The 22,731-nt window shown below is 55.3% G+C and carries 15 protein-coding genes and 1 pseudogene; 13 read left to right on the top strand and 3 right to left on the bottom strand.

The window, feature by feature from the left end; genetic code table 11:
- From nirJ to ACR0DU_RS05685, 11 genes are all read left to right on the top strand, one after another.
- Complete coding sequence (gene nirJ, locus ACR0DU_RS05735) at positions 1-1,215, top strand: heme d1 biosynthesis radical SAM protein NirJ (protein WP_480872978.1); 1,215 nt, start codon at positions 1-3, stop codon at positions 1,213-1,215.
- The gene (locus ACR0DU_RS05730) at positions 1,190-2,743 is read left to right on the top strand and encodes a cytochrome D1 domain-containing protein (RefSeq protein ID WP_480872976.1); all 1,554 of its coding nucleotides are present in this window, start codon (positions 1,190-1,192) and stop codon (positions 2,741-2,743) included. The genes nirJ and ACR0DU_RS05730 overlap by 26 nt, the downstream gene beginning before the upstream one ends.
- Positions 2,700-2,963, top strand: a complete 264-nt coding sequence (locus ACR0DU_RS05725; protein ID WP_480872974.1) for a hypothetical protein — start codon at positions 2,700-2,702, stop codon at positions 2,961-2,963. Before ACR0DU_RS05730 ends, ACR0DU_RS05725 begins: the two co-directional genes overlap by 44 nt.
- Before the next feature lie 105 nt (positions 2,964-3,068).
- Entirely contained in the window at positions 3,069-3,533 is a 465-nt protein-coding gene (locus ACR0DU_RS05720) for a DUF2946 family protein (RefSeq protein ID WP_480872972.1), read from the top strand.
- Between the two features lie 44 nt (positions 3,534-3,577).
- Positions 3,578-5,701, top strand: a complete 2,124-nt coding sequence (locus tag ACR0DU_RS05715) for a 4Fe-4S binding protein (RefSeq protein ID WP_480873296.1) — start codon at positions 3,578-3,580, stop codon at positions 5,699-5,701.
- 14 nt (positions 5,702-5,715) lie between these two features.
- On the top strand, positions 5,716-7,623 hold the full coding sequence (nosZ, locus tag ACR0DU_RS05710) for a TAT-dependent nitrous-oxide reductase (protein ID WP_480872970.1): 1,908 nt from the start codon (positions 5,716-5,718) through the stop codon (positions 7,621-7,623).
- A gap of 3 nt (positions 7,624-7,626) precedes the next feature.
- A complete protein-coding gene (locus tag ACR0DU_RS05705; RefSeq protein ID WP_480872968.1) occupies positions 7,627-8,883 on the top strand; it encodes a nitrous oxide reductase family maturation protein NosD in 1,257 nt (418 codons plus the stop codon).
- On the top strand, positions 8,873-9,766 hold the full coding sequence (locus ACR0DU_RS05700) for an ABC transporter ATP-binding protein (RefSeq protein ID WP_480872967.1): 894 nt from the start codon (positions 8,873-8,875) through the stop codon (positions 9,764-9,766). The genes ACR0DU_RS05705 and ACR0DU_RS05700 overlap by 11 nt, the downstream gene beginning before the upstream one ends.
- On the top strand, positions 9,763-10,584 hold the full coding sequence (locus tag ACR0DU_RS05695; RefSeq protein ID WP_480872965.1) for an ABC transporter permease: 822 nt from the start codon (positions 9,763-9,765) through the stop codon (positions 10,582-10,584). Before ACR0DU_RS05700 ends, ACR0DU_RS05695 begins: the two co-directional genes overlap by 4 nt.
- Positions 10,581-11,096: a nitrous oxide reductase accessory protein NosL gene (locus ACR0DU_RS05690; protein WP_480872963.1), complete on the top strand. Its 516-nt coding sequence runs from the start codon at positions 10,581-10,583 to the stop codon at positions 11,094-11,096. Before ACR0DU_RS05695 ends, ACR0DU_RS05690 begins: the two co-directional genes overlap by 4 nt.
- Entirely contained in the window at positions 11,093-12,067 is a 975-nt protein-coding gene (locus ACR0DU_RS05685) for an FAD:protein FMN transferase (RefSeq protein ID WP_480872962.1), read from the top strand. Before ACR0DU_RS05690 ends, ACR0DU_RS05685 begins: the two co-directional genes overlap by 4 nt.
- 1,214 nt (positions 12,068-13,281) lie before the next feature.
- On the opposite strand, the gene ACR0DU_RS05680 is transcribed toward ACR0DU_RS05685, so the two are convergent.
- The gene (locus ACR0DU_RS05680) at positions 13,282-15,414 is read right to left on the bottom strand and encodes an alginate lyase family protein (RefSeq protein WP_480872961.1); all 2,133 of its coding nucleotides are present in this window, start codon (positions 15,412-15,414) and stop codon (positions 13,282-13,284) included.
- Positions 15,415-15,760: 346 nt separating this feature from the next.
- Here ACR0DU_RS05680 and ACR0DU_RS05675 point away from each other — a divergent pair.
- A pseudogene (locus ACR0DU_RS05675) lies at positions 15,761-16,137 on the top strand (IS3 family transposase); the annotation flags it as partial.
- Between the two features lie 365 nt (positions 16,138-16,502).
- Here ACR0DU_RS05675 and ACR0DU_RS05670 read toward each other — a convergent pair.
- The gene (locus ACR0DU_RS05670) at positions 16,503-17,798 is read right to left on the bottom strand and encodes a nucleotide sugar dehydrogenase (protein WP_480872959.1); all 1,296 of its coding nucleotides are present in this window, start codon (positions 17,796-17,798) and stop codon (positions 16,503-16,505) included.
- Positions 17,799-18,496: 698 nt separating this feature from the next.
- On the opposite strand from ACR0DU_RS05670, the gene ACR0DU_RS05665 reads away from it, so the two are divergent.
- A complete protein-coding gene (locus tag ACR0DU_RS05665) occupies positions 18,497-20,509 on the top strand; it encodes an acyltransferase family protein (RefSeq protein ID WP_480872957.1) in 2,013 nt (670 codons plus the stop codon).
- 965 nt (positions 20,510-21,474) lie between these two features.
- Here ACR0DU_RS05665 and ACR0DU_RS05660 read toward each other — a convergent pair.
- On the bottom strand, positions 21,475-22,668 hold the full coding sequence (locus tag ACR0DU_RS05660) for a glycosyltransferase (protein WP_480872956.1): 1,194 nt from the start codon (positions 22,666-22,668) through the stop codon (positions 21,475-21,477).
- Positions 22,669-22,731: the final 63 nt, after the last annotated feature.

The following is a 22,731-nucleotide window of genomic DNA, read 5'->3' as shown; positions in this document are numbered from 1 at the left end:
ATGTTCCGCCTGACCGAATACATGCACCAGCTCGTGAAACCGACCCCGGTGCGCAAACGCCGCCCCGGCCCAGTGAAACCGGTTGTGATCTGGAACCTGACACGGCGCTGCAATCTGAAATGCCGCCATTGCTATACCGTCTCGGCGGATGTCGCGTTCCCGGGTGAGCTCAGCCACGAGCAAGCCATGGTAACCCTTGAGGATCTGGGCCAGTTCCGCGTCCCGGCCCTGATCCTCTCGGGTGGGGAACCACTGGACCGGTTCGATTTCTTCGACATCGCCAAACGCGCGCGTGATCTGGTGCCGATGCTAGCACTGTCGACCAACGGCACACGGATTTACGACGAAACTGCCGACATGATTGCCGACGTGGGCTTCAACTATGTTGGCATCTCGCTAGACGGAATCGGGGCCACGAATGACTGGTTCCGAGGTGTCGACGGCGCCTTTGCCGACGCCTTGCGCGGTGTGCGCGAATGCAAGAAACGCGGCATCAAGGTGGGCCTGCGGTTCTGCCTGACCGAAGGCACGCAACATCACCTGCCTGACCTGCTGCAGCTGTGCGATGATGAGGGAGTCGACAAGTTCTATCTGTCTCACCTCGTCTACGCCGGGCGCGGCGACAAAAACCGAGGCGAAGATGCCGAGCACCTGCGCACCCGTAAGGGTCTGGACCTGCTGCTGGAACGTGCGTGGGAGGCTGCGTCTGGCGGTCGTCCGCTGGATATCGTGACCGGCAATAACGACGCCGATGCCGGGTATTTCCTGAACTGGGTCCGGACGCATTTCGACGATGACAAAGCCGCCCATGTGCGCAAACATCTGGCCGCGTGGGGCGGGAACTCCAGCGGGCTGGGTGTGGCCAATATCGACAATCTGGGACGCGTGCATCCCGACACTTATTGGTCCGACTACACGGTCGGCAATGTGAAGACCAAATCGTTCTCAGAGCTTTGGACCGGTGACGACCCGATGCTGGCTATGCTGCGCACCCGCCCGCGTCCTTTGAAAGGGCGTTGCGGGGTGTGCCGGTTGAAGGATGTCTGCGGCGGAAACACCCGCATCCGGGCGCTGCAACTTACTGGTGATCCGTGGGCCGAAGATCCGGCCTGCTATCTGTCGAACGAAGAAATCGGCGTGGATGGCGCGAGCGAGCGCCTGCAGGTCACGCCGTTCCGGGGGAAAAGCCATGATCCGGCGCATCAGTTCTTTTGACACTCTGAAAATCGGCATTTTCTGTTCGCTGCTGCTGGCGGGCACCGCATGGGCCGATGCGCCGTCGGACTACGCCGAGCATTGCGCCTCATGCCATGGAGAGAACCGCCTGGGCGGAGTCGGTCCGGCGCTGATCCCCGAAACGCTGAAACGGATGCGGGGGCCGCGCGTGGCTGCCGTGATCGCCGAGGGGCGCATCGCGACACAGATGCCTGCGTTTTCGCATGAGCTGGATGCGCTGCAGATCGAGGAACTGGCGGGTTGGCTGAAATCTCCGCTGGAAACCAATCCCGAATGGGGCGAGGCCGATATCATGGCCAGCCGCACTCTGGACGAGGATTACATTCCAGTCGATGCCCCGGTCTGGGACAGCGACCCGATGAACATCACGCTGGCCGTTGAGACCGGCGATCACCATGTCAGCGTTCTGGATGGGGATACTTTCGAGGTTCTGGACCGGTTCGAGACACCTTTTGCCGTGCATGGCGGGCCGAAGTTCAGCCCGGATGGACGCTATGTCTTCATCATGTCCCGCGATGGCTGGGTGCAGAAATATGACATCTGGGCGCTGAAACAGGTGGGCCGCGTGCGTGCGGGCTTGAACAGCCGCAACATCGCTATGTCAGGAGACGGCAAGTGGGTGGCCGTGGCGAACTATTTGCCGAACTCTCTGACACTGCTATCCACCGAAGACCTGTCTGTAGCGAAAGTCATTGATGTAAAAAGCAAAAAAGGAAAACCCAGCCGCGTCTCGGCGGTCTATCAGGCACCGCCGCGCGAAAGCTTCGTTCTAGCGCTGAAAGACGTGCCTGAGATTTGGGAAGTGTTCTACGGGGCGAACCCACCGCAATCCGGTTTGGGGCACGATTTCCGCATTGAGGGTCAGTTCAAGAACCCCGATCCCTTCCCGGTGCGCAAGATTACCACGCCGGACTATCTGGACGATTTCTTCTTTGACCAGAGCTATGAATACGTCATGGGTGCCTCGCGCGATGGCAAGGGTGGTCAGGTGATCGATCTGGTGATTGGTCACAAGGTGGCTGATCTGGACCTGCCGGGGATGCCTCACTTAGGTTCAGGGATTACCTGGAAACATGGCGACTCCACCGTGATGGCGACGCCGCATCTGACCGATGGAACGGTCTCGGTGATCGACATGGAAACATGGGAAACCGTCAAGCGGATCAAGACCGAAGGGCCGGGGTTTTTCATGCGCAGCCATGAGAATTCACCTTATGTCTGGGCCGATGTGTTTTTTGGGCCGAACAAGGACGCCATGCATGTAATCGACAAGCAAAGCCTTGAAATCGTAAAAACTTTACGCCCTGCGCCAGGCAAGACCGTGGCGCATGTTGAGTTCACCAAGGATGGCAGCCACGCGCTGGTTTCAATCTGGGAAGATGACGGCGCGGTGATCGTTTATGACGCGCAGACGCTGGAAGAGGTCCGCCGCCTGCCGATGCGCAAACCGTCTGGGAAGTACAATGTCTGGAACAAAATCACCTTCTCGGAAGGCACCAGCCACTGAGGATAGATGGCCGGTCTGGAAACTGGCCATCCTGCTTTATCCGGCCACGGCTCTGACCGTGGCCATCAACCTGTTTCTGGCCGGGCTGATCCTGCACAGCGCTGGATTTGGTGCCATCGGGCCGGTGCCCGCGATCCTGTGGTCGATCCCATTGGGCATACCTGCCGCGTGGTTGGCGGGGCGTTGGGTGCGCGGGTTGATGGATGAGGCAGATAATTGATTTCAAATGTTAAAATCGAAAGTTTCCAGAACCTGACCTAAGTCAAGTATCGCGCCGAGAGAATCCCCTAGAACACGCGGCATAGCTTCCCGAGTCGGAGTCTCCATGCCTGCCCTCGTCCCTTTGCACAATCTCCCTGCCCGCGCGGTTCGCGCGGCGGCTGGGTTGGCGGGCATGCTCCTTCTATTGTTGCAGACCTTTGGACCGGCGCTGGCGAGTCCCGGTGAAAGTGTCTGGGTGGAGATCTGCTCGGAAGGCGGCGCGGTCTGGGTTGAGGTTGACCTTGAGGAGGGCACCGAAGACCCGACCGCGTATTGCCCGAAATGCGCCGATTGCGCGCTGTGTGCTGTCACCAGCGCGGCACCCGTGCCCGAGCTGGCGCAAGTGCCGCAAATCGGAATCTTCCGTGTTGTACAGGTTCAAAACAGCAAATCTTCCGTGTTGTACAACTCGGATCGGCTGTGGCCCGAAACCCGGGGACCCCCGTGCCCGACCCAAAAAACATCTGAACGCGCCCCGCGCGCGTCCATGGCGTCCACCCTAAATATCGGAGGTGCGCCGTGGTCGTAAGTCGCGCAATCCATATCCTTCTGGCCCTTGCCCTGTCCTGCCTAATGGCGATCAGCGCCCATGCCGACAGCCTTGCCAGCTTCCTGCCCGAGATTGAACCCGCCGATCTGGCCCCCGGTGCTGATGCCTTTGGGCCGGTACGCGATGACGTTCCGGTCGCCCCCGTCCTGAAGGGCGGCGAGACCGTTGCCTGGGCCTTCCTGACTTCTGACTTCGTGGGCACCACCGGATACTCCGGCAAACCGATCCATGTGGTTGCGGCCATCGATGACGACGCGGTGTTGACCGGCGTGCAGCTGGTCAAACACTCGGAACCCATCGTGCTGATCGGCATCCCAAACTCGCGGATGGTCGAGTTGACCGAAGGCTATGCCGGTCTGGACCTGAAGGTTGAGGCAGAAACCGGTGGCGAGGGGCACGACCTAGACATCATCTCGGGCGCGACAGTGACGATCATGGTGATTGATGACAGCCTTGTGCGTGGTGGGATCAAGGTTGCGCGGGCGCTGGGGCTGGGCGGGTTGTCTCCGCTACAGGCGGACGGGCCGAAACGCGAAGTCGATATGGCAAGGGATGCCGTATATGACTGGGCAACACTTTCGGGTGACGGTTCGATCCGGCGGCTGACACTGGATGTCGGTCAGGTCAACGCAGCCTTTGAAGCCACGGGCGATCAGCGCGCCATCAAACGCCCTGAACCGGGCGAGCCGGATGACACGTTCATCGACATGCACGTGGCGCTTGTCTCGGTCCCGTCGATCGGCAAATCGCTGTTGGGCGAGGCCGAATATCAGAACCTTGTCGAATGGCTGGATGAAGGCGAACAAGCCATTCTGGTGCTGGGGCGCGGGGCCTACAGCTTCAAGGGATCAGGCTACGTACGCGGCGGAATCTTCGACCGGATTCAGCTTATTCAGGGCGACAATTCAGTGCGGTTCTTCGATAAGCAGCAAGAACGACTTGGCAGAGTTGCAGCCCCGGATGCGCCCAGTTTTACTGAGCTGGATATCTTCAAGATCCCCACTGAGGCCGAGTTCAACCCAGCCGAGCCATTCCGCCTGCAATTGCTGGTGCAAAGGGCCGTGGGTGCGGTCGAAAAAACCTTCCTGACCTTCGATTTGGGCTACAAGCTGCCCGAGCAGTATCTGTTGCCGGTCGCAGCCCCCACTGTTGTGGATGACGCCACTGGCGAAGCCGCAGCAAAAGCCGCCTTGTGGAAACGCATCTGGAAGGATCGCACGGTCGAGATTGCCGGTCTGGGCGTCATGCTGCTGGTGCTGACTGCAACCTTCTTCTTCCAATTCCACGCCACGATGAACGCCCGGGTCTTTTACTGGTTCCGCATCGGATATCTGACCCTGACGCTGTTCTTTATCGGCTGGTACGCCAACGCGCAGCTGAGCGTTGTGAACCTGATGGCACTGGCCGGCAGCTTGCGGACCGGTTTCAGCTGGGATGCCTTCCTGCTGGATCCGCTGGTCTTCATCCAGTGGTTTGCCGTGGCCGCCGCCCTGCTGTTTTGGGGGCGCGGGGCCTATTGCGGCTGGCTGTGCCCGTTTGGTGCGCTGCAGGAACTGACCAACAAGATCGCGCGCGCGCTGAAAGTGCCGCAATGGACGCTGCCATGGGGACTGAACGAACGCCTTTGGCCCGCAAAATACATGATCTTCCTCGTGCTCTTCGGGATCAGCTTTGTCTCGATACCGCTGGCCGAGAAATATGCCGAGGTCGAGCCGTTCAAAACCGCGATCATCCTGAAATTCATGCGCGACTGGCCGTTTGTGGTCTTTGCGCTGGCTTTGCTGGGGATCGGGCTGTTCATCGAACGGTTCTATTGCCGCTACCTCTGCCCGCTGGGCGGAGCGCTGGCGATCCCGGCCCGAATTCGCATGTTCGACTGGCTGCGCCGCTACAAGGATTGTGGCACGCCCTGTCAGACCTGCGCCAATGAATGCCCCGTTCAGGCGATCCACCCCACCGGTGAGATCAATCCGAACGAGTGCGTCACCTGCCTGCATTGTCAGGTGCTCTACCAGTCCGAGGACAAATGTCCCGTCGTTATCCGCCAGCTGAAGCGGCGGGCCAAGACAGGGTCGGTCAATCCCAAGACCCCCCTCGGGCAACCACCGGCGAACCATCCGAACGCCAAACCGCAAACCGTTTCCTAAAAGGAGGAACGATCATGTCGGAACATGACAAGAAACTGAACGTCACACGCCGCGGCATGCTGGGTGCAACCGCAACAGGCGCCGTGCTGGCCGGGACCGGTCTGGGCTCGACCCTGATGACCGCGAAAGAAGCCAGTGCTGCGGCCAATGCCAACCTGCAGCCCGGTGAGCTGGACGAATATTACGGCTTCTGGTCCTCGGGTCAGACCGGCGAGCTGCGCATTCTGGGCTTCCCGTCCATGCGCGAGCTGATGCGGGTGCCGGTGTTCAACCGCTGCTCGGCCACCGGTTGGGGCCAGACCAACGAGTCGCTGAAGATCATGACCGACGGTCTGCTGCCGGAAACTAAGGAATTCCTCGCCAAGCGCGGCATGAAAACCTATGACAACGGCGACCTGCACCACCCGCATATGTCGTTCACCGACGGCACCTATGACGGCCGCTATCTGTTCATGAACGACAAGGCCAACACCCGCGTTGCCCGTGTGCGCTGCGATGTGATGAAATGCGACAAGATCACCGAGATCCCGAACGCCAAGGCGATCCACGGTCTGCGTCCGCAGAAATTCCCGCGCACCGGCTATGTCTTTGCCAATGGTGAAGATGAAACGCCGCTGGTCAATGATGGCAGCGTGCTGGACGATCCGTCGCAATACGTGAACATCTTCACCGCGCTGGACGGTGACACCATGGAGGTGGCATGGCAGGTAATCGTTTCGGGTAACCTCGACAACACCGACTGCGACTATCAGGGCAAATACGCTTACTCGACCTCGTACAACTCGGAAATGGGTATGAACCTGGCCGAGATGACCGAGAACGAACTGGACCACGTGGTTGTTTTCAACCTCGCGGAAATCGAAAAAGGCATCGAGGCTGGTGATTATCAGGAACTGAAAGGCGTCAAGGTTCTGGATGGACGTAAGGGTCAGAACAAGAAATACACCCGCTACATCCCGATCCCGAACTCGCCCCACGGCATCAACACCGCGCCTGACGGCAAGCATGTCTGCATCAACGGTAAGCTGTCGCCCACCGTGTCGATCTTGGACGTGACCAAGCTGGACGCCCTGTTCGAAAGCGATGCCGATCCACGGTCCTGCATCGTCGGTGAGCCACAGCTGGGTCTTGGTCCGCTCCACACTGCCTATGACGGTCAGGGCAACGCGTTCACCACGCTGTTCCTCGACAGCCAGATCGTGAAGTGGAACATGGACAAGGCGATCCGCGCCTACGCGGGTGAGGATGTCGATCCGATCATCTCGAAGGTCGATGTTCATTATCAGCCGGGCCACAACTCGACATCGATGGGTGAAACCAAGGATGCCGACGGCAAGTGGCTGATTTCGATGAACAAGTTCTCAAAAGACCGCTTCCTGAATGTGGGTCCGCTGAAGCCTGAAAACGAACAGCTGATCGACATCTCGTCGGATGAGATGAAGGTGGTTCACGACGGCCCGACTTTTGCCGAGCCGCATGACTCGATCATCGTTCGCAGTGACATCGTCAACCCGGTCAACGTGTGGGACCGCAACGACGTCACATGGGAAGACGCCCGCAAACAGGCCGAAGCCGATGGCATCGATCTGGAAGAAGGTGCTGAAGAACCGATCCGGGATGGCAACAAGGTGCGGGTCTACATGACATCGCAGGCCCCGACCTTCAGCCTTGAGAAGTTCACCGTCAAACAGGGCGACGAGGTAACAATCTACGTCACCAACCTGGATGACGTGGACGACGTAACCCACGGCTTCTGCCTGGGCAACTACGGCATCGCCTTCGAGATCGGGCCAATGGCAACCGCGTCGATCACCTTCACTGCGGACCGTCCGGGCGTGCACTGGTTCTATTGCCAGTGGTTCTGCCACGCGCTGCACATGGAAATGCGCGGTCGGATGCTGGTCGAGCCGCAGGGAGCGTAGCCCATGCGTTGGCCTCTGCTCATACCGCTCCTGCTCGGCTCGCCCCTCTGGGCGGCGGACTGGGATGTGCCCAACCGGGCGGGGGCCATCAATGAAACACTGGCGCAGGCGGCAGATGGAGACACCCTCCGCCTGAGCCCCGGTGTCTACACCGAAACACTGGTTCTGGACCGGCCCGTAACCCTCGACGGGCTGGGACAGGCCACCATTGACGGACAAGGAAACGGCAGCGTCATCACCGTGACCGGGCCGGGCGTGACTGTGCGTGGTCTGACCGTAATCGGTTCCGGCTCAAGCCATGAGGGTATCGACAGTGGTATCCAGCTGACCAAAACGGCTAAGGCGCCCGTAGTCGAGGACAACGTGCTTCTGGGTAACCTCTATGGCGTCGACATTCACGGGGCCAAGGACAGTATCGTACGCGGCAACCGGATCGAAGGACGTTTGGATCAACGGATGAATGACCGCGGCAATGGCGTCTATGTCTGGAACGCGCCGGGTGCGGTGGTGGATGGCAATGACATCCGGTACGGGCGCGACGGTATTTTTGTGAACTCGTCCAAGAAGAACACCTTCACCAACAATCTGTTCCGCGATCTGCGCTTTGCCGTGCATTACATGTATGCCGACAATTCGGTGGTCAGCGACAACGTCTCGATCGGCAATGATCTGGGCTATGCGGTGATGTTCACAACCAATGTGACCGTGGCCAACAATGTCTCGATCGGCGACCGCGAACACGGCGTGATGCTGAACTACGCCAACAAGAGCACCATCACCGGAAACGTGGTGAAAGGTGCCAAGGAAAAATGCACCTTCCTCTATAACTCCAACAAGAACGAATTCACCGACAACTGGTTCCAGGGATGCGGCATCGGCATCCATTTTACCGCCGGGTCTGAGCGCAACCGTATCGTTGGCAACTCATTCATCGGAAACCGGACTCAGGTGAAATACGTCTCGACCAAATGGGTCGAGTGGTCCGAAGACGGGCGTGGCAATTACTGGTCCGATTTTGCCGCTTATGATGTGGATGGCAACGGCATTGCCGATGCCCCCTATCGCCCCAATGACAGTATGGACCATGTGCTGTGGACCCAACCCTCAGCCAAATTGTTGCTCGGCTCGCCTGCCGTGCAACTGGTGCGCTGGTCGCAATCGGCCTTCCCGGCGCTGTTGCCGGGGGGTGTGATGGACAGCAACCCATTGATGCAAGCCCCTGAACCCCCAGCTATGAAAAAGGTGCCTCATGACGGATAAGGCCCTGTCAATCGACCATGTTCTCAAGGACCGTGGAAAAACCCGCGTTCTTGACGATATCACCCTGTCTCTTGCCCCCGGCCAGCGCGTTGCGCTGCTGGGCCATAACGGCGCGGGCAAGTCGACCCTGATCAAATCCATCCTCGGCCTGACACCGATCCATGGCGGAGCCATTCGGATCGGAGACGCCACCCCCGGTAGTGCTCAGGCGCGGCGCGAGACGGCCTATCTGCCCGAAGCGGTGTCGTTTCATCCCGCGCTAACCGGGCGTGAACAGTTGACCCTGTTTGCGCAGCTTTCAGGCGCAAAGGCCGACGTGCTTGGCCTGTTGAAGCGCGTTGGTCTGAGCGACGCTCTCGACCGTCGGATCGGCACTTATTCCAAAGGCATGCGGCAACGTCTGGGTCTGGCGCAGGTGCTGTTGGGCCAACCGAAAGTGGCGTTGCTGGATGAGCCGACAAGCGGGCTCGATCCGATTTCGCGGCAGGACCTGTATGCTATCATCGATGAGTTGGCGGCGCAGGGCACCGCCGTTCTGATCGCCAGCCATGCGCTGACCGAGGTCGAGGCCCGTACTGATCGCATCGCGATCATGCGCAAGGGCCGGATGGTCGCTGACGACACGCTGAACAATCTGTCGGCGCTGGCCGGTCTACCGATCCGCCTGAAGGTACGCGCCAGCACCAATCCTGATGTGCTGGCCGCTGAACTGGGCGGCAGCCGGATCAATGGGGCATCCGTTGAATTGCTCTGCTCACCCGAAGACAAGATGGAGGCGCTGCGCCAGATCGCCGGGTTGGGCGACGCGGTGGCGGATGTGGAAATGACCCCGCCCAAACTGGAAGATCTCTATCGCCACTACGCACAGGAGGATTTGCAATGACCCGCTTCCTCGCCATCACCCGGACCGAGATGCTGATCCTGCGCCGCAACCGCTGGCTGCTGGTCGCAACGCTGATCATGGTTCTGTTCGCGCTGGCGCTGACCTTTGCGGGCAGCGCACCCACTGGCACGCTGGGCGTCGACATGCTGACCGTTTCGGTCGCTTCGATGACCACGCTCTCGGTCTATCTTGCGCCGCTGCTGGCGCTGATGATTGCCTTTGACGCCATCGCCGGCGACGTGGATCGCGGCAGCCTGTCACTGCTGCTGTCCTACCCGGCTGGGCGTGGAGAAATCCTGTTGGGCAAGTTCACCGCCCATCTCGCCGCGCTGGCCTTTGCCATGACTATCGGTTTCGGCACCGCAGGCGCAGTGGCCACCTTCTTTGGTGGCGCGGGGCCAGAGAGCCTGATGGCGCTGATCCGCCTTATCCTCACATCCATCCTGCTGGGCGCTGTCTTTCTGGCGCTTGGATACCTGTTGTCCGCCCTGGCAAAGGGGGCCACGGCGGCGGCAGGTTTGTCGGCCGGGCTCTGGCTGGTTTTTGTCGTCCTCTATGATCTTGGGCTGTTGGGAGCCGTCGTCATGGACAAGGGCGGCACTTTCACCCAATCCGTCTTTCCTTGGGTGATGGTAGCCAACCCGGCCGACGCATTCCGTCTGTGGAACATCGCCGCGACCGAGGGCGTCGCTATGGCATCCGGCATGACCGGGGCGGCGCAGGCGCTGCCGGTCTGGGCTGCACCCGTCTCACTGTTGATCTGGCCGGTGATAGGCTTTGCACTCGCCCGGATCGCATTCCGGAGGGTCGAGCCATGAAGCGTCTCGCCCTGATCGCATTGGTCGCGCTGGCGGCCTGCAAGGAAGAGGTCGCCGAGGCCCCTGACCCGGTTGATCTGACCCCAGATGCGCTGAGTTATTTCTGCCAGATGAACATCGCGGAACATGGCGGGCCCAAAGGTCAGATTCATCTTGAGGGCTATCCTGCACCTTTGTTCTTTGCGCAGGTGCGCGACATGCTCGCCTATCTGAAAAGCCCCGAACGCGATGCCAAGATCACCGCTGTTTACGTCAGCGACATGGGTGTCGCCCCCAACTGGGGGCAGCCGGGCATCTCCAACTGGATCGCAGCCGATGGTGCGACCTTCGTCGTCGGCGCAGATGTCGCCGGAGGCATGGGCGCGCGCGAGGTGGTCCCATTTGCGAAACTCGACGAGGCCCAGGACTTCATCCTGCGCTATGGCGGCTCTGCCGTACCCCTTTCAGATGTGCCCGATGCCGAAGTTCTTGGCCCCGCCGATTTGGACCTGTTGCTGGAGACCCCCGCATGACCCTCCTGACCCGCCGCCGTTTTCTGGCCATCTCAGCCGCCTGCGCGGCCGTGCCTGCCACCGCCAGTGGCTCTGCCCAATGGCGGGGCATAGCACTGGGCGCTCCGGCCAGTCTGCGACTGCAGGGCATGACGGATGCACAAGCCGACCCGATCTTTGCTGCGGTCGAGGCCGAATTGAACCGGCTTGAGGATATCTTCAGCCTCTACCGACCTCATTCGCAGATCAGCCAGTTGAACCGCACCGGTCACTTGAATGCACCTGCGCCTGAGCTGCTGGAGGTGCTGAGCCTGTGTTCCGCGCTTCACGAAGCCTCGGGCGGGGCGTTTGATCCGACGATCCAGCCGCTGTGGCTGGCGCTGGCCAGCGGAGCGGAGCAGCCGATAGTGGAACGCGCGCATGCAACGATCGGATGGAACAACGTGCATGTCGGTACGGATGAAATCCGCCTGCCATATCCCAGACATTCGGCGATCACGTTGAACGGGATTGCGCAAGGTGCGATCACCGACCGGATTGCTGCTTTGCTGCGGTCCTTCGATCTGCGCAATGTATTGGTGGATATGGGTGAGGTCGCCGCTCTTGGCCAGCGATACACTAGCGAACCATGGCGCGTGGGGCTGGCCGCCCCCGATGGCAAGGTGGCCAAACGAATCAGGCTTCAGGATCGAGCTGTCGCAACCTCAGCGCCCGGAGGTACGATGTTACAGGGCAAACATGGCCATATCCTGAACCCGAAAGGGCACAAAGTTACGCAACACGCAGTATCAGTATCCGCGGCGCGGGCCGCTGTTGCCGATGGGCTATCAACCGCCCTTTGCCTGACTCCGGATAGCGGAGCAAACGCGCTGGCGTCACGGTTTCCAGGGGCGAAAATCGAGATGCTACTCCGAGCCACAAGAGCGGCAGGCACCTCAAAAATATCAAGCGCTGGCTTTGGAGTACCCCGTTATGGTCGGGATATTCACTGAATGGTTTTGTTGGAGAATTATGTTCGCCAATGTGAATTGATTTTGACGGCTGGCCAGTGAGATGGAGGGGTTTGCGCCGATCAACGAACCGCAGTGTATTGATGCTTTAGCCAAGTTCCCCGAGGAGGCACGCCAACAGCAAGCTATGATTTCATCGAGTGAATACTGCAAGCGCGGTGACTATTATAGAGAGTTCCTCTTACCGCCCCTAAGCGTCTAATAGGGTTAAGTTTTTTCATACACTTTTTACTCATTGAAATGCGTCGAGTAGCAGATCGTTGGCGCATTTCCTCAAATATTTGCATCGATCCGAACGAAGGCGCTGTCCGCTTGAGGCGGACGAAGATCAGTAGATCTGCACGATTACAACCTACAAAGCTCCGAAATCGCGCGAATTGTTAACGCAATGTTAACGATGCGTTTTCGATCCATTCAAAGACATTCCGGCATACTAACAGTATGTTATGTCGCCGACGATTATACGGCACCTGCCAAACTTTCTAGATTGGAAGACCCGATGTTAAACTTCTCTCTAAACTTCACGGTTGCCTCAATTGGGATTTTTTCCGGCTTTCTAACAATATATGCTTTTTTGTGATCGGCTCAGGAACTGATGTTCGAACCCTCAACCCCAAACAGTGCAGCCGTAAATGCATACCGGCTGAAACGTTCCAATTCGGAATATGACGTAGCGATGTGGGCAGCTTGCGCTTTAATGGCGCTGCACAAAGACGAGCCAGCCGTGTTGCAAGAATATGCATGTCTCTGGGCGAGCAGAGCGAAGTTAGACGGATCAAAAAGAAGTCACTCAGAGCAGTCCTAAAGTGAACAGCCCAGCGATTAAAAGGCAACAACCATAATGCACTAAAATTCCGCCTCAAAGCTAAATATCTGATGCTAGGCTGTGACCCTGCTCGTGGATCCCGATCGTTTGGACGTAAAAGCCGTTTCTGCCTCTTCGTATTGATTGAATTGTGGTCAATGCCTGCCAAGCGGAACCACTGAATAACTCAAACGAAGCAAGCATGAGGAACACTGAGATTCGCCTAATAATCTGAAACTAGCCCGCCAACAAAAGTGCGCGCTCGCTTTGTGTTATGGTCGATCCTGCAGTTTTTGATGATCTTTCGTGCTTTGGTGAGATTGCAGCTGTCTGCAATACTGCAAGCTCCTTAACTGACGCAGCATTTAAGGATGCGCTAGTTACTTTTTTCTCAGCGCCCTAGCCTTGTCAAACGCCAGAACGGGGCAACCCCATCATGAGGAAAAAAACTGACAGGCCCATCACTTTCCGCGCGCCCGAGGATATCCTCACCTGTTTGGTTCTTCAGTGTCTCATTCAAAGTTAGCAATCTATTGCTGTCGAATGGCTTGATCTGGGGGTGCTCCCAGTTTTGCTTTGACAGCATCAACATGCGGCGTAGTCCAACCCGCACCCTCTCGCCAGCTTCACTCTGCCAAGGGCGCAGCCCTGCAGCTGAAAGAAGGTCGAACAGGTTAACCCAACTCTGTAAATTGAAAGCCCAATAGTGCTGCGTCAGCGTGCGCTGCAGTTCGTGCGGTTGATCTCCATCAGGGGTGATTGTAGAAATTGCGCGGGCTTGCGCTCGTAAGTCAATGGCTTGCAGATAATCTTCTTTTTCCAGAAATGCGGCAAGACTGGCGGCCTGCAAGTCATAGCATGTCCCGTGGTTGTTGGCTGCTCTGCATTCTTGGCGACCTTGCACACTATCAGTGAACCAATCAAAAAACTCCGAGCTCCACTCTTTCATGCGGTCGGTTATGTGCGAATCTCTAAGAAGCCGAACCGCATCAAGAAGAAAATAAAAATCTTTGGTTTCAATGACCCCATGGGCAGCCCCCATGTTACCCTGGTGACCCAGCCGAACCTGCGCATAAGAAAGGTTGGGCTTCATGCCAGTTTCAGCGTCCAGAAACCACGTCCTCAGAATTGAGCAGGCGTGTGCGTGGAAACTCGGATCGGCGTCTTGTAATGTACTCGCTAATGCAAGGGCTGTGGTGTCGTCGAAGACGCGTTGCAGACGTGTTCGGTCGAAGCGGCCACTCTCTGCTTCATAAAGTTCCGTGCCCGGCAATCGTTCACCGTCGCGCCTGACATAGGGCAAACCATCTTTCGAATTTGGGTTCGGCCACCAATATGGCGCTGGATGAAAATAGTCGCGAAGATCGCCAGAGGGGCCGGGCTCGGGTTTTTGCGTAACCGAAAAGGGCCCTCGGTCTAAAGCCTGCTGTGCAGCTTCCCGAACAGCTGCCCAATCTTCTGACTGTGCCGGATCAGCCGTGGTCAGGTCATAAGTCAGGGCTTGGTCTTGCGCTAGAGCCGCACGGACTGGACGCATCGACAACATGTCCAAAGTCGAACGGATCGCAGCAGCGCGTGCGAGACCACGGTTAACAAATGCCTTCCGATCAGCCTGTTCAAGGTGGGCTTTTCCTGACGCCAGCCGCGCGACCCAACCGGCTTGCCCAACCCGATGACCATCAGGGTGAACTCGGCGTGGCGGAATGTCGAAATCTTCCACAGGCCATCGCGTCCACGGACCCTCGATACCAAGATGCATGAAAAGCTCAACCTTTGGACGACGACCATAGGGAAGGTCCTCGTTGAACCTCAATGGTGCATCGCATCGAAAAACCAATTGGGGCTCTTCTTCCGCAGAAAAGGTATTGTTAGGTTCCAGCAAATCTTGATTGTTGGTGATCCTTGCCATTGGAACAACAAAATATCGCTTGTCCCGGGCCTCTAAGATGTTCGAATGCAGCCGCGCCCATCCTGAGGACGTAAGGAAGCAATTCCCATCAAAAGGCAGCGCCCACTTGCCGTATTCCAGACAAAACTCGAGAGCTGCATTTCGTGCACCGTTGTTGTGCATCACATAGTTATTGCGGGCGCGGTAAGCCTGCATAATTGCCTGCGTCGTGCGTGTACTGGTTGAATCTATTTCAAGATGTCCGTCGTAGAACATATCAGGCTGTTTGAACGTATCGAAGCTGTACCCGATAGACTGATATTCTTCTGGATCAAAGGCGATACGTCGATAGGTCTGCCCTCGTTCCTCAAGTAAGCTGACAATCTTTGCTTCAGTCTCGGTGTTAAATATCCTGTTGAGCAACCATAACTTTTTTACGCCATCGAATTCTGGTTCATTGTCTAAAATAAAGCGCACATTTGAGAGACTTTGGCCAACCTTGTGCCTTGGCTCGAGATCGTTGCCGACAATCCGACAGAGCGCGAATGTATCCGCCAAATCGTTGATCTCAGATTCCAGTTTTGGATCAATGGGCTCTTGTTTCACATCACGCAGAGTACCGCTAATGTCACCCATCCGCTGCACGCTGAAAGAAGTGTTGATGCGGTTGCGCCTAATGTCTCGCCGATATCGGTGCAGCCTGTACAGCAGGTAGAGAGGGAACAAAGCTATGATCGATATTCGAATTAGCGGGGAGCTTCGCTTGAAGTCATGTATAAGTTGTTGGAGCAAAGCTTGCCTCCTGTTAGATCACTTTGACACGCATATTGGCTTTGTTTGATCTCAACAACCAATATAAAAGCGATAATTCGCTCATGATTCGCTCGGCTCTTCTGAGCCTTTGTTCACTGCAGTGCCCCTTGAGTGCCTCATTTGATTTGGACCACCGTTATTTGTGAGGAACGGAGGACCGAGAATGTAGATCAAGAGACACAAGCCAGAAGAAATAGTTCAGAATCTGCGGCAAGTTGATGTGCTTGGCGGACAAGGAATGATGCGTGCAGATGCGATCCGCGAGGTTCGCATAGCGAAACAGACCTAATACGGGTGGCGCAAGCTATATGGTTGGATGGGAACCGATCAACTAAAGCAACTCAATCGTCTGCGGAATGAGAATGAGCGTCTGCGAAAGGTCGTCTCTGGTCTCACAATCGACGGGCTCATCTTGAAGGAAGCGGCCCTGGGAAACTTCTGAGCCCCACCCGGCGGCGTGTCTGCATCGACCTGATCAGAAGCGAGATGAAGGTATCGGAACGCCAGATTTTCCAGGTGCTTGGGCAGCATCGCTCGACACAACAGTACTAGGCATGCAAAATCTTAATACGGTTAAGCTACTGATCCTGAACGAGTCCAATCTCGGAAGACAGGGCATTTTTTGCGTTGCTCTCCGATGACCCTTCTCACAGCCCATAGGATCGTTAGGGGTGCCAGCAAAATCAACCAAGGTGCGCTTGCTATTAACGATATTTTTTAGCTTTCTGTCGCGTTTTTTTGTAAGGCGAGCTCGGCCCGAGCAGCGCGATTTTCGTCATCCAGTATCTCTAAGACTCGAATTTGGCGTGCGGATTGAACCGACCGAAGGTCATCTGGCGACACATACACACTTTTCGATGGAAACCCCTATGGAGATTATTATTTTTTGTCGTTATTTTGCATAGCTAATCCTATGCACGCACAACATCAGCCGCGTCGCGATAGACACCACGTGTATCGATTAGAACATTTGTGTGCTTTTCAATCATATCGTAGTCAAAACCAGTATGGTTGGTCAGCAAGATCGCAGCATCAAATTGAGCGAGTACTTCTGGGGTAAGAGTTACGGAAGACAAATCAAATGCATGTTCGCGCATGGGTGGAAAAACTGGAACATTGGGGTCTGAATATTGTACATTAGCTCCCCATTCCCGCAGGAGTTCCATCACGAATACAGAAGGGCTTTCCCGCATGTCATCCACGTCTCGTTTATAGGCGATCCCCAGAGCCAGAATTTTAGCACCCTTGATAGGTTTCTCCGCTTCATTAAGCGCACGTATCACCTTGTCGACCACATACTGCGGCATCGCTGCATTGATCTCACCTGCTAACTCAATAAAGCGCGTATGCAATCCGTATTCCCGGGCTTTCCACGTAAGGTAAAAGGGATCAATTGGGATACAATGTCCTCCAATACCGGGACCTGGATAGTATGGTGTAAACCCAAAAGGTTTAGTAGCGGCGGCGTCCACGATCTCGAAAATATCGAGTCCCATGCGATCGGCGACAATCTTCATCTCGTTAACCAAACCAATGTTCACGGAACGGTGGATGTTTTCCAGTAGCTTCACCATTTCAGCGGCCTGGGTTGAGCTTACGGGTACGACATTGTCGATGAATGTACCGTAGAGGGCGCGGCCTGCCTCGAGGCAAGCCGCCGTGTGACCTCCAACAACTTTTGGAATGGTCGTTGTCTCGAAATCGGGGTTGCCGGGATCTTCACGCTCCGGTGAATAAACCAGGAAAAAATCTGAACCAACTTTTAGTCCCTTGCCTTCGATATAAGGTAATAGAACTTCAGCGGTTGTCCCCGGCCAAGTGGTGCTCTCCAAGCTAAGGAGTTGCCCATCACGCAGGTGATGCTGAATACACTCCATAGTCGAGCGCACAAAACTCAGATCGGGCTCGCGATTGGAATTTAGGGGTGTGGGCACACAGATGATTAAAGCGTCGCACTCTCGTGCGCGGGAGAAGTCTGTCGTTGCCTCAAAACCGTGCTCCATAAGGTTGGCAATCTCCTTATGAGCGATATGTTTGATCGGACTATGACCTCCGTTCATTTGCTCGATACGTTCCTTCAAGATGTCAAAACCTAAGACTGGTAAACCTGTTTTGGCAATTGAAAGCGCGAGGGGTATGCCAACATAGCCAAGGCCAATTATTCCTATTTTTGCCTGTTTTAAGGCAAAACTCTCTTTCAACTCCATGTTAACTTCCTATTAATCCTCTGCTCTAGAACACCGTACAATGTATGTTGTTATCGAGTGACGTGATCTAAGGTGGCGATTAGTACATGACTGGCTCTTATGCCACCTAGATATTGGCTTCTTGCGGTGCCGCACCTGCGGTCTTTCGCCTAATCTCCTAGTAATGTCTGGCCCTTAGATGTATCGAAAGCTTCTGCGAGAACATTCAAGCGCTTCCAATTAAGCGTCTGCATGGTTTTGGTATGACCATATGTATTTGCCTTAAACGGACTGGTAAAGGCGGATTTGGGGTCAAACTGCGCCGGGCAGAGCTGCACTGATGAGGTAGTGACGACCCTCAACTCGTGCCGATGCGCGAAGCGTCTTTGCTCTTTGAACCACCCACTTAACCAAAGGATTAGAGCGTTTTGGCCGCCAAACAGACCTTCGCCGCCTTTGCAGCATCGAAAGCCACTATTGGCAGCTTTGCGGACAGTGCAGCCAATCGTGCCCGGCGATTGTGAGCGCCAGTGTTCAATCTTCCAATGACCACTTCATTGTCCTACGTGCTTGCCCAGTGCAAGGTTTCCGGCTAAGACCAGCGCCGAGTTTGCGCTGTAAAGTTGCGGAACTCTTGTCGATTTGCGCGGATCGCATGGAGTCGCTGTCAGTGGGTTTGGAAGTGGTCGGGCAAAGACTTTAAGTACCCGTGAGGTTTCATGTCGCAATCATACCGCCCTGAAATAGACGGTCTTAGGGCCGTCGCTATCCTTTCCGTGGTCTTTTACCATGCGGAGACCAACGTCATCCCCGGCGGCTTTGTGGGAGTTGACATCTTTTTTGTCATTTCTGGGTACCTAATTACGCGTATTCTACTTTCGGATGCCGCGGGCGGAGGTATCTCTATTACGAGGTTTTATGAGCGGCGCGTCAGGCGAATCCTTCCAGCACTCTTCCTTATGCTTGCCGTCGTTTACATCGCCTCTTGGTTTGTTTTACTGCCAGAAGCCTATGCCGAACTTGGCTCTTCAATGCTCGCCGCAGTGCTTTGGGTAGCGAATTGGTACTTTCTGGACAGTCTCGAATACTTTGCGCCTGCCTCAGAGTACCGTCCATTGTTGCACCTTTGGTCTTTAGGCGTCGAGGAACAGTTTTATCTTGTATTTCCCTTAATTCTCATTTCTTTGCTTCGGTTTTGCCCAAAATTCTTATTCGGCATCTTACTGTTTTTACTAGCTATAACCTTCTCAGCATCCGTGATTGCTGTGTCTTCAGGGCGTGAGGCTACGGCGTTTTTTTCAACCCATTTGCGCGCTTGGGAACTATTGGCGGGTGCAGTTCTGGCAGCGGCTCCAGTGATGAGGTTGCCACGTTTGCTTGGTCGATCTCTTGCCCTTGGCGGAACGGCCATGATTGCAATCGCCTTGTTCAGTATCAGTAAACACACGCCATTCCCAGGCTGGTCTGCGCTCTTGCCGGTTGGTGGTACGTTTATGCTTCTGCTTAGCACTCAATATTATCCTAAAGGGCTCGAGGCGCGCATCCTAAGTTGGAGACCATTGCGAGCGATCGGCCTTATCTCTTATTCTTGGTACCTGTGGCACTGGCCGATGCTGGCCCTTTATCGACATTACTATACCGTCGATCTCCAAAGTGAAAAGCTGATGCTTGTCGCGCTACTATCCGCGGTTCCCGCTGCTTTGTCTTGGCGCTTCGTAGAGCGTCCATTCAGACGGAGCACATCTCGCGAGCAAGTGTCGAAAACTCCTATCTTTTTAGCAGGGTGCGCTACATTGGTTTTCTGTTTGGCGTCCCTGTTGTTGATCATGGGCGAAGGTGTCCCTAGCCGGCTGCCCGACAATGCCCGTGTCGCTATGCTGGCCTCTGAAGATGTGTCTGCCATTGAGAAATGCCCCAAAAGCCGCCGCATCGAATGGCCAACGCGTGCTCCTGCATGCTCCCTAGGGCTTGTAGAGGGCGACCGACCCTACACGTTCCTACTCTGGGGTGACTCACATGCTCAGGCTATGGCTCCAGCATTCGAACATGCTGCCAGACGCGCTGGAACAAAGGGAATTATGATTACACGTGGCGGATGCCCACCGCTGATGGGTGTGAGCCAATTGCGCGAGGGTTTCAACGATTGCACCAAGAGCTTTGACGGGCTCATTGAAGCTTTAGAAGCCGAGCCTGAAATAACCCATATATTCTTGGCAGCACGTTGGGCAATTTATGCTACCGGGACGCGCTATTTGCGAGAGATTGGGAACGAGGTACTTATTGGCGACAATACATCATCTGCGATGCGACCCGAAGAAAACGAGGCTGTGTTTGAACGGGGACTGGTGCGTACTTTTGCCCGGCTCAAAGAGCTTGGCTTAAAGGTTCATTTCGTAAAGCAAGTACCTGAAGCTGAATCCTCCGTGCCCAATGCACTGGCCCGCACATTATGGCACCAAGTACCCTACACCCTTGATCCTTCGAAAGCCGACTATGACGCGCGCCAAAGTCTGGTAGACAAAACGCTGGAATTGCTGGGTAAAGAGGTGTCCATTATCAATACGTGGGGGTTTTTGTGTATGGAAACAAACTGCAGATTGGTGCGTGATGGTGTTCCGATCTATCGCGATGGAAACCATCTTACCTCACAAACGGCCCTGACCTTGGCAGAGCCGTTTGCACAGTATTTTCGTTCCGCTGAAACGGGGATCCACGGAGTATTGTCACGGTGACTTTTAAACGCCCCGTTAAACCAGCGACCGCTTTGGGCTTTTAGCGGTCCAATGCATCCGCAGCGCCCAAGCGGCGCAGCAATGACCGCAAGGGGCTCATCGCTTCAGTCGAATTGTGACGCGGTGGATAATCGCAGCGAGCCCCGTCGTAAGCCTCTGTGCTAAGGGTTATCAATCGTCGCTATTGTTCATCTGATTGGTAAGTGCCTTTAGCTTCAGATCTGCTTCACGCATTTCGATTGTCCGTCGTCAGGGATTTTGGGACAGATGGCTGCCTGATCTAAGGGAGGGTCTGGCTCATCTGGTTGGTCTGATTATGCGGTGGATTTGCGGTGAAGCAAGCGTCGCGTTTCGATGGTCTTCCGTTTGGTCCTTTCTCGTTGTTGCAGGATGCCCTTGCAGAACTTCAACCTGCCGAAGCTTCGATACGATCTCTTCTGGTTTCTCTCGTTTCCCAGCCATCGCTGATCCTCCAATTTGCGGGATAAAACTATCCCTGTAGGTGGACCACTTTCAGGGGGCTAATCCAATCCGGCCACCGCCGCATCCCATCAGCTGAGAAGATAACGCCAAGCCCAATGAGAAACTCTCTTGTACTCTCCATGGAGAAACTCACCTCAAGAAATCACTCCAAGGCGGACTCTCAGATCAGGGACAGGGATGGAAGGTGACCTTCACGCAACGCTTACGAAGCTCCCGAACCTCGCGTTCCTGCTCTTTGATCCGGGCCTGCTCCTCAGATGTCACCCCTTCCCGGCGGCCAGCGTCGGTTTATTCCTGCTGAACCCAACGCCGCAACGTCTCCCGATCACAGCCGACTGGCTCTCGTAACTTCCTTGATTGTCGAGCACCATTCGCACCGCTCTCGCGCGTGTCTCAGGTGAATGGCGATTTGCTCTGTTGTCCTTTTCCAGGGCTCCAATACTTCCTCGATTTGGAGCCTCCGGAAAACCCGGAGCGGCTCACTACAACATGGCCTCGGGACTCCGGTTACCAACTACTTCAATAAATACATTGCGTGCATCTTCCCACCTATGAACCAGCGCCGTTTCCAGTGATAATTGCTTCATTTGAGAAAGAACTTCGGGTCTGGTCGCAATTGCGCGACCCAATGCATTTTGCAATCCGTTCTCATCATTCGGATCATACAAAAAACCGTTCTTGCCGTCTTGGACAATTTCTGTAAATGCTCCAATTTTTGGAGCGATTATTGGCAAGGAAAACGAAAAAGAAAGCATCGCAGCGCCGGATGTAAGTGTACCCATGTAGGGCAAAACCATAAAGTCAGATGCATTCAAATAGGTTTGTATGCTCTTATCAGCGATCCAACCTTCACGAACTATGATGTTTTGAGCATCAGCAAAAAGGGTATCAAAGTATGGTCTATCTGCGTCGCGCATCTTTCCCACAACAAGAAGTTTGGCTTTGCTATCAGTAATTTCCGGCGACTTCATAGCCGCCTGCAATGCGCCAAGCCCTTTGTACGGGCGAATCCAACCTAAATTCAGAAATACAGTACTGGTTTCGAACAAGCCAATGATCGCGCGAGCTGCTACTTTGCGGATTTTGTTGGGATAGTACTCGACGTAATTGCCATGAGCAATTGTATGTATTTTACCTTGCGCTTCAGGATGAGCATTAACCACGGCGTTTCTAGCGGCATTCCCATGCACGAACAGTGCGCTCGCGAGATTAACTATTTCACTGCGCAGTTTGAATTCTAGTTGAGAGTCAACCTTGTCATGCTCAACCAAATTATGAACTGTCCAAACGAATACTCCTCCAGCCTCTTGAAACTTGTGGCATGCGTTGATGAATTCGTTGACCTCAGTTTCCCGTCTTTCCGCTGATTTACCCTTAAACAAAAAATTCAACCAATGAAGGTGAAATACAACCCTTTCCGAGGGATTTGCTTTTTGAAGCTTAATCGCGTCATATATCGTTTTAGCTTCTGAACTAAATTCCGGTACGTCGTCACCATAAAAGAGTTCCTGATATGGGTTTGAGTAATGTGGCCAGTACAGAACTTTCAACGGTTTTACTGTCACATTTGAAACGGCGGAAGTAGGTCCTCTCCCATTCGAACATCGCGCCTCAGATGCAGGGACGGTATGATTTTTGTTCGTTTGTGAGAGAATTTGGTTTGGTGTTTTGTTCATTTGTCTTGCCGCACATAAATCCGTTTGGTCTTCTGGATTGTGTAAAACTTCGGTTTACAAACA

Source organism: Ruegeria sp. G2, assembly GCF_056533505.1.
Note: the sequence above shows the minus strand (reverse complement) of the source record. Positions and strands in the feature narration are given on the sequence as shown.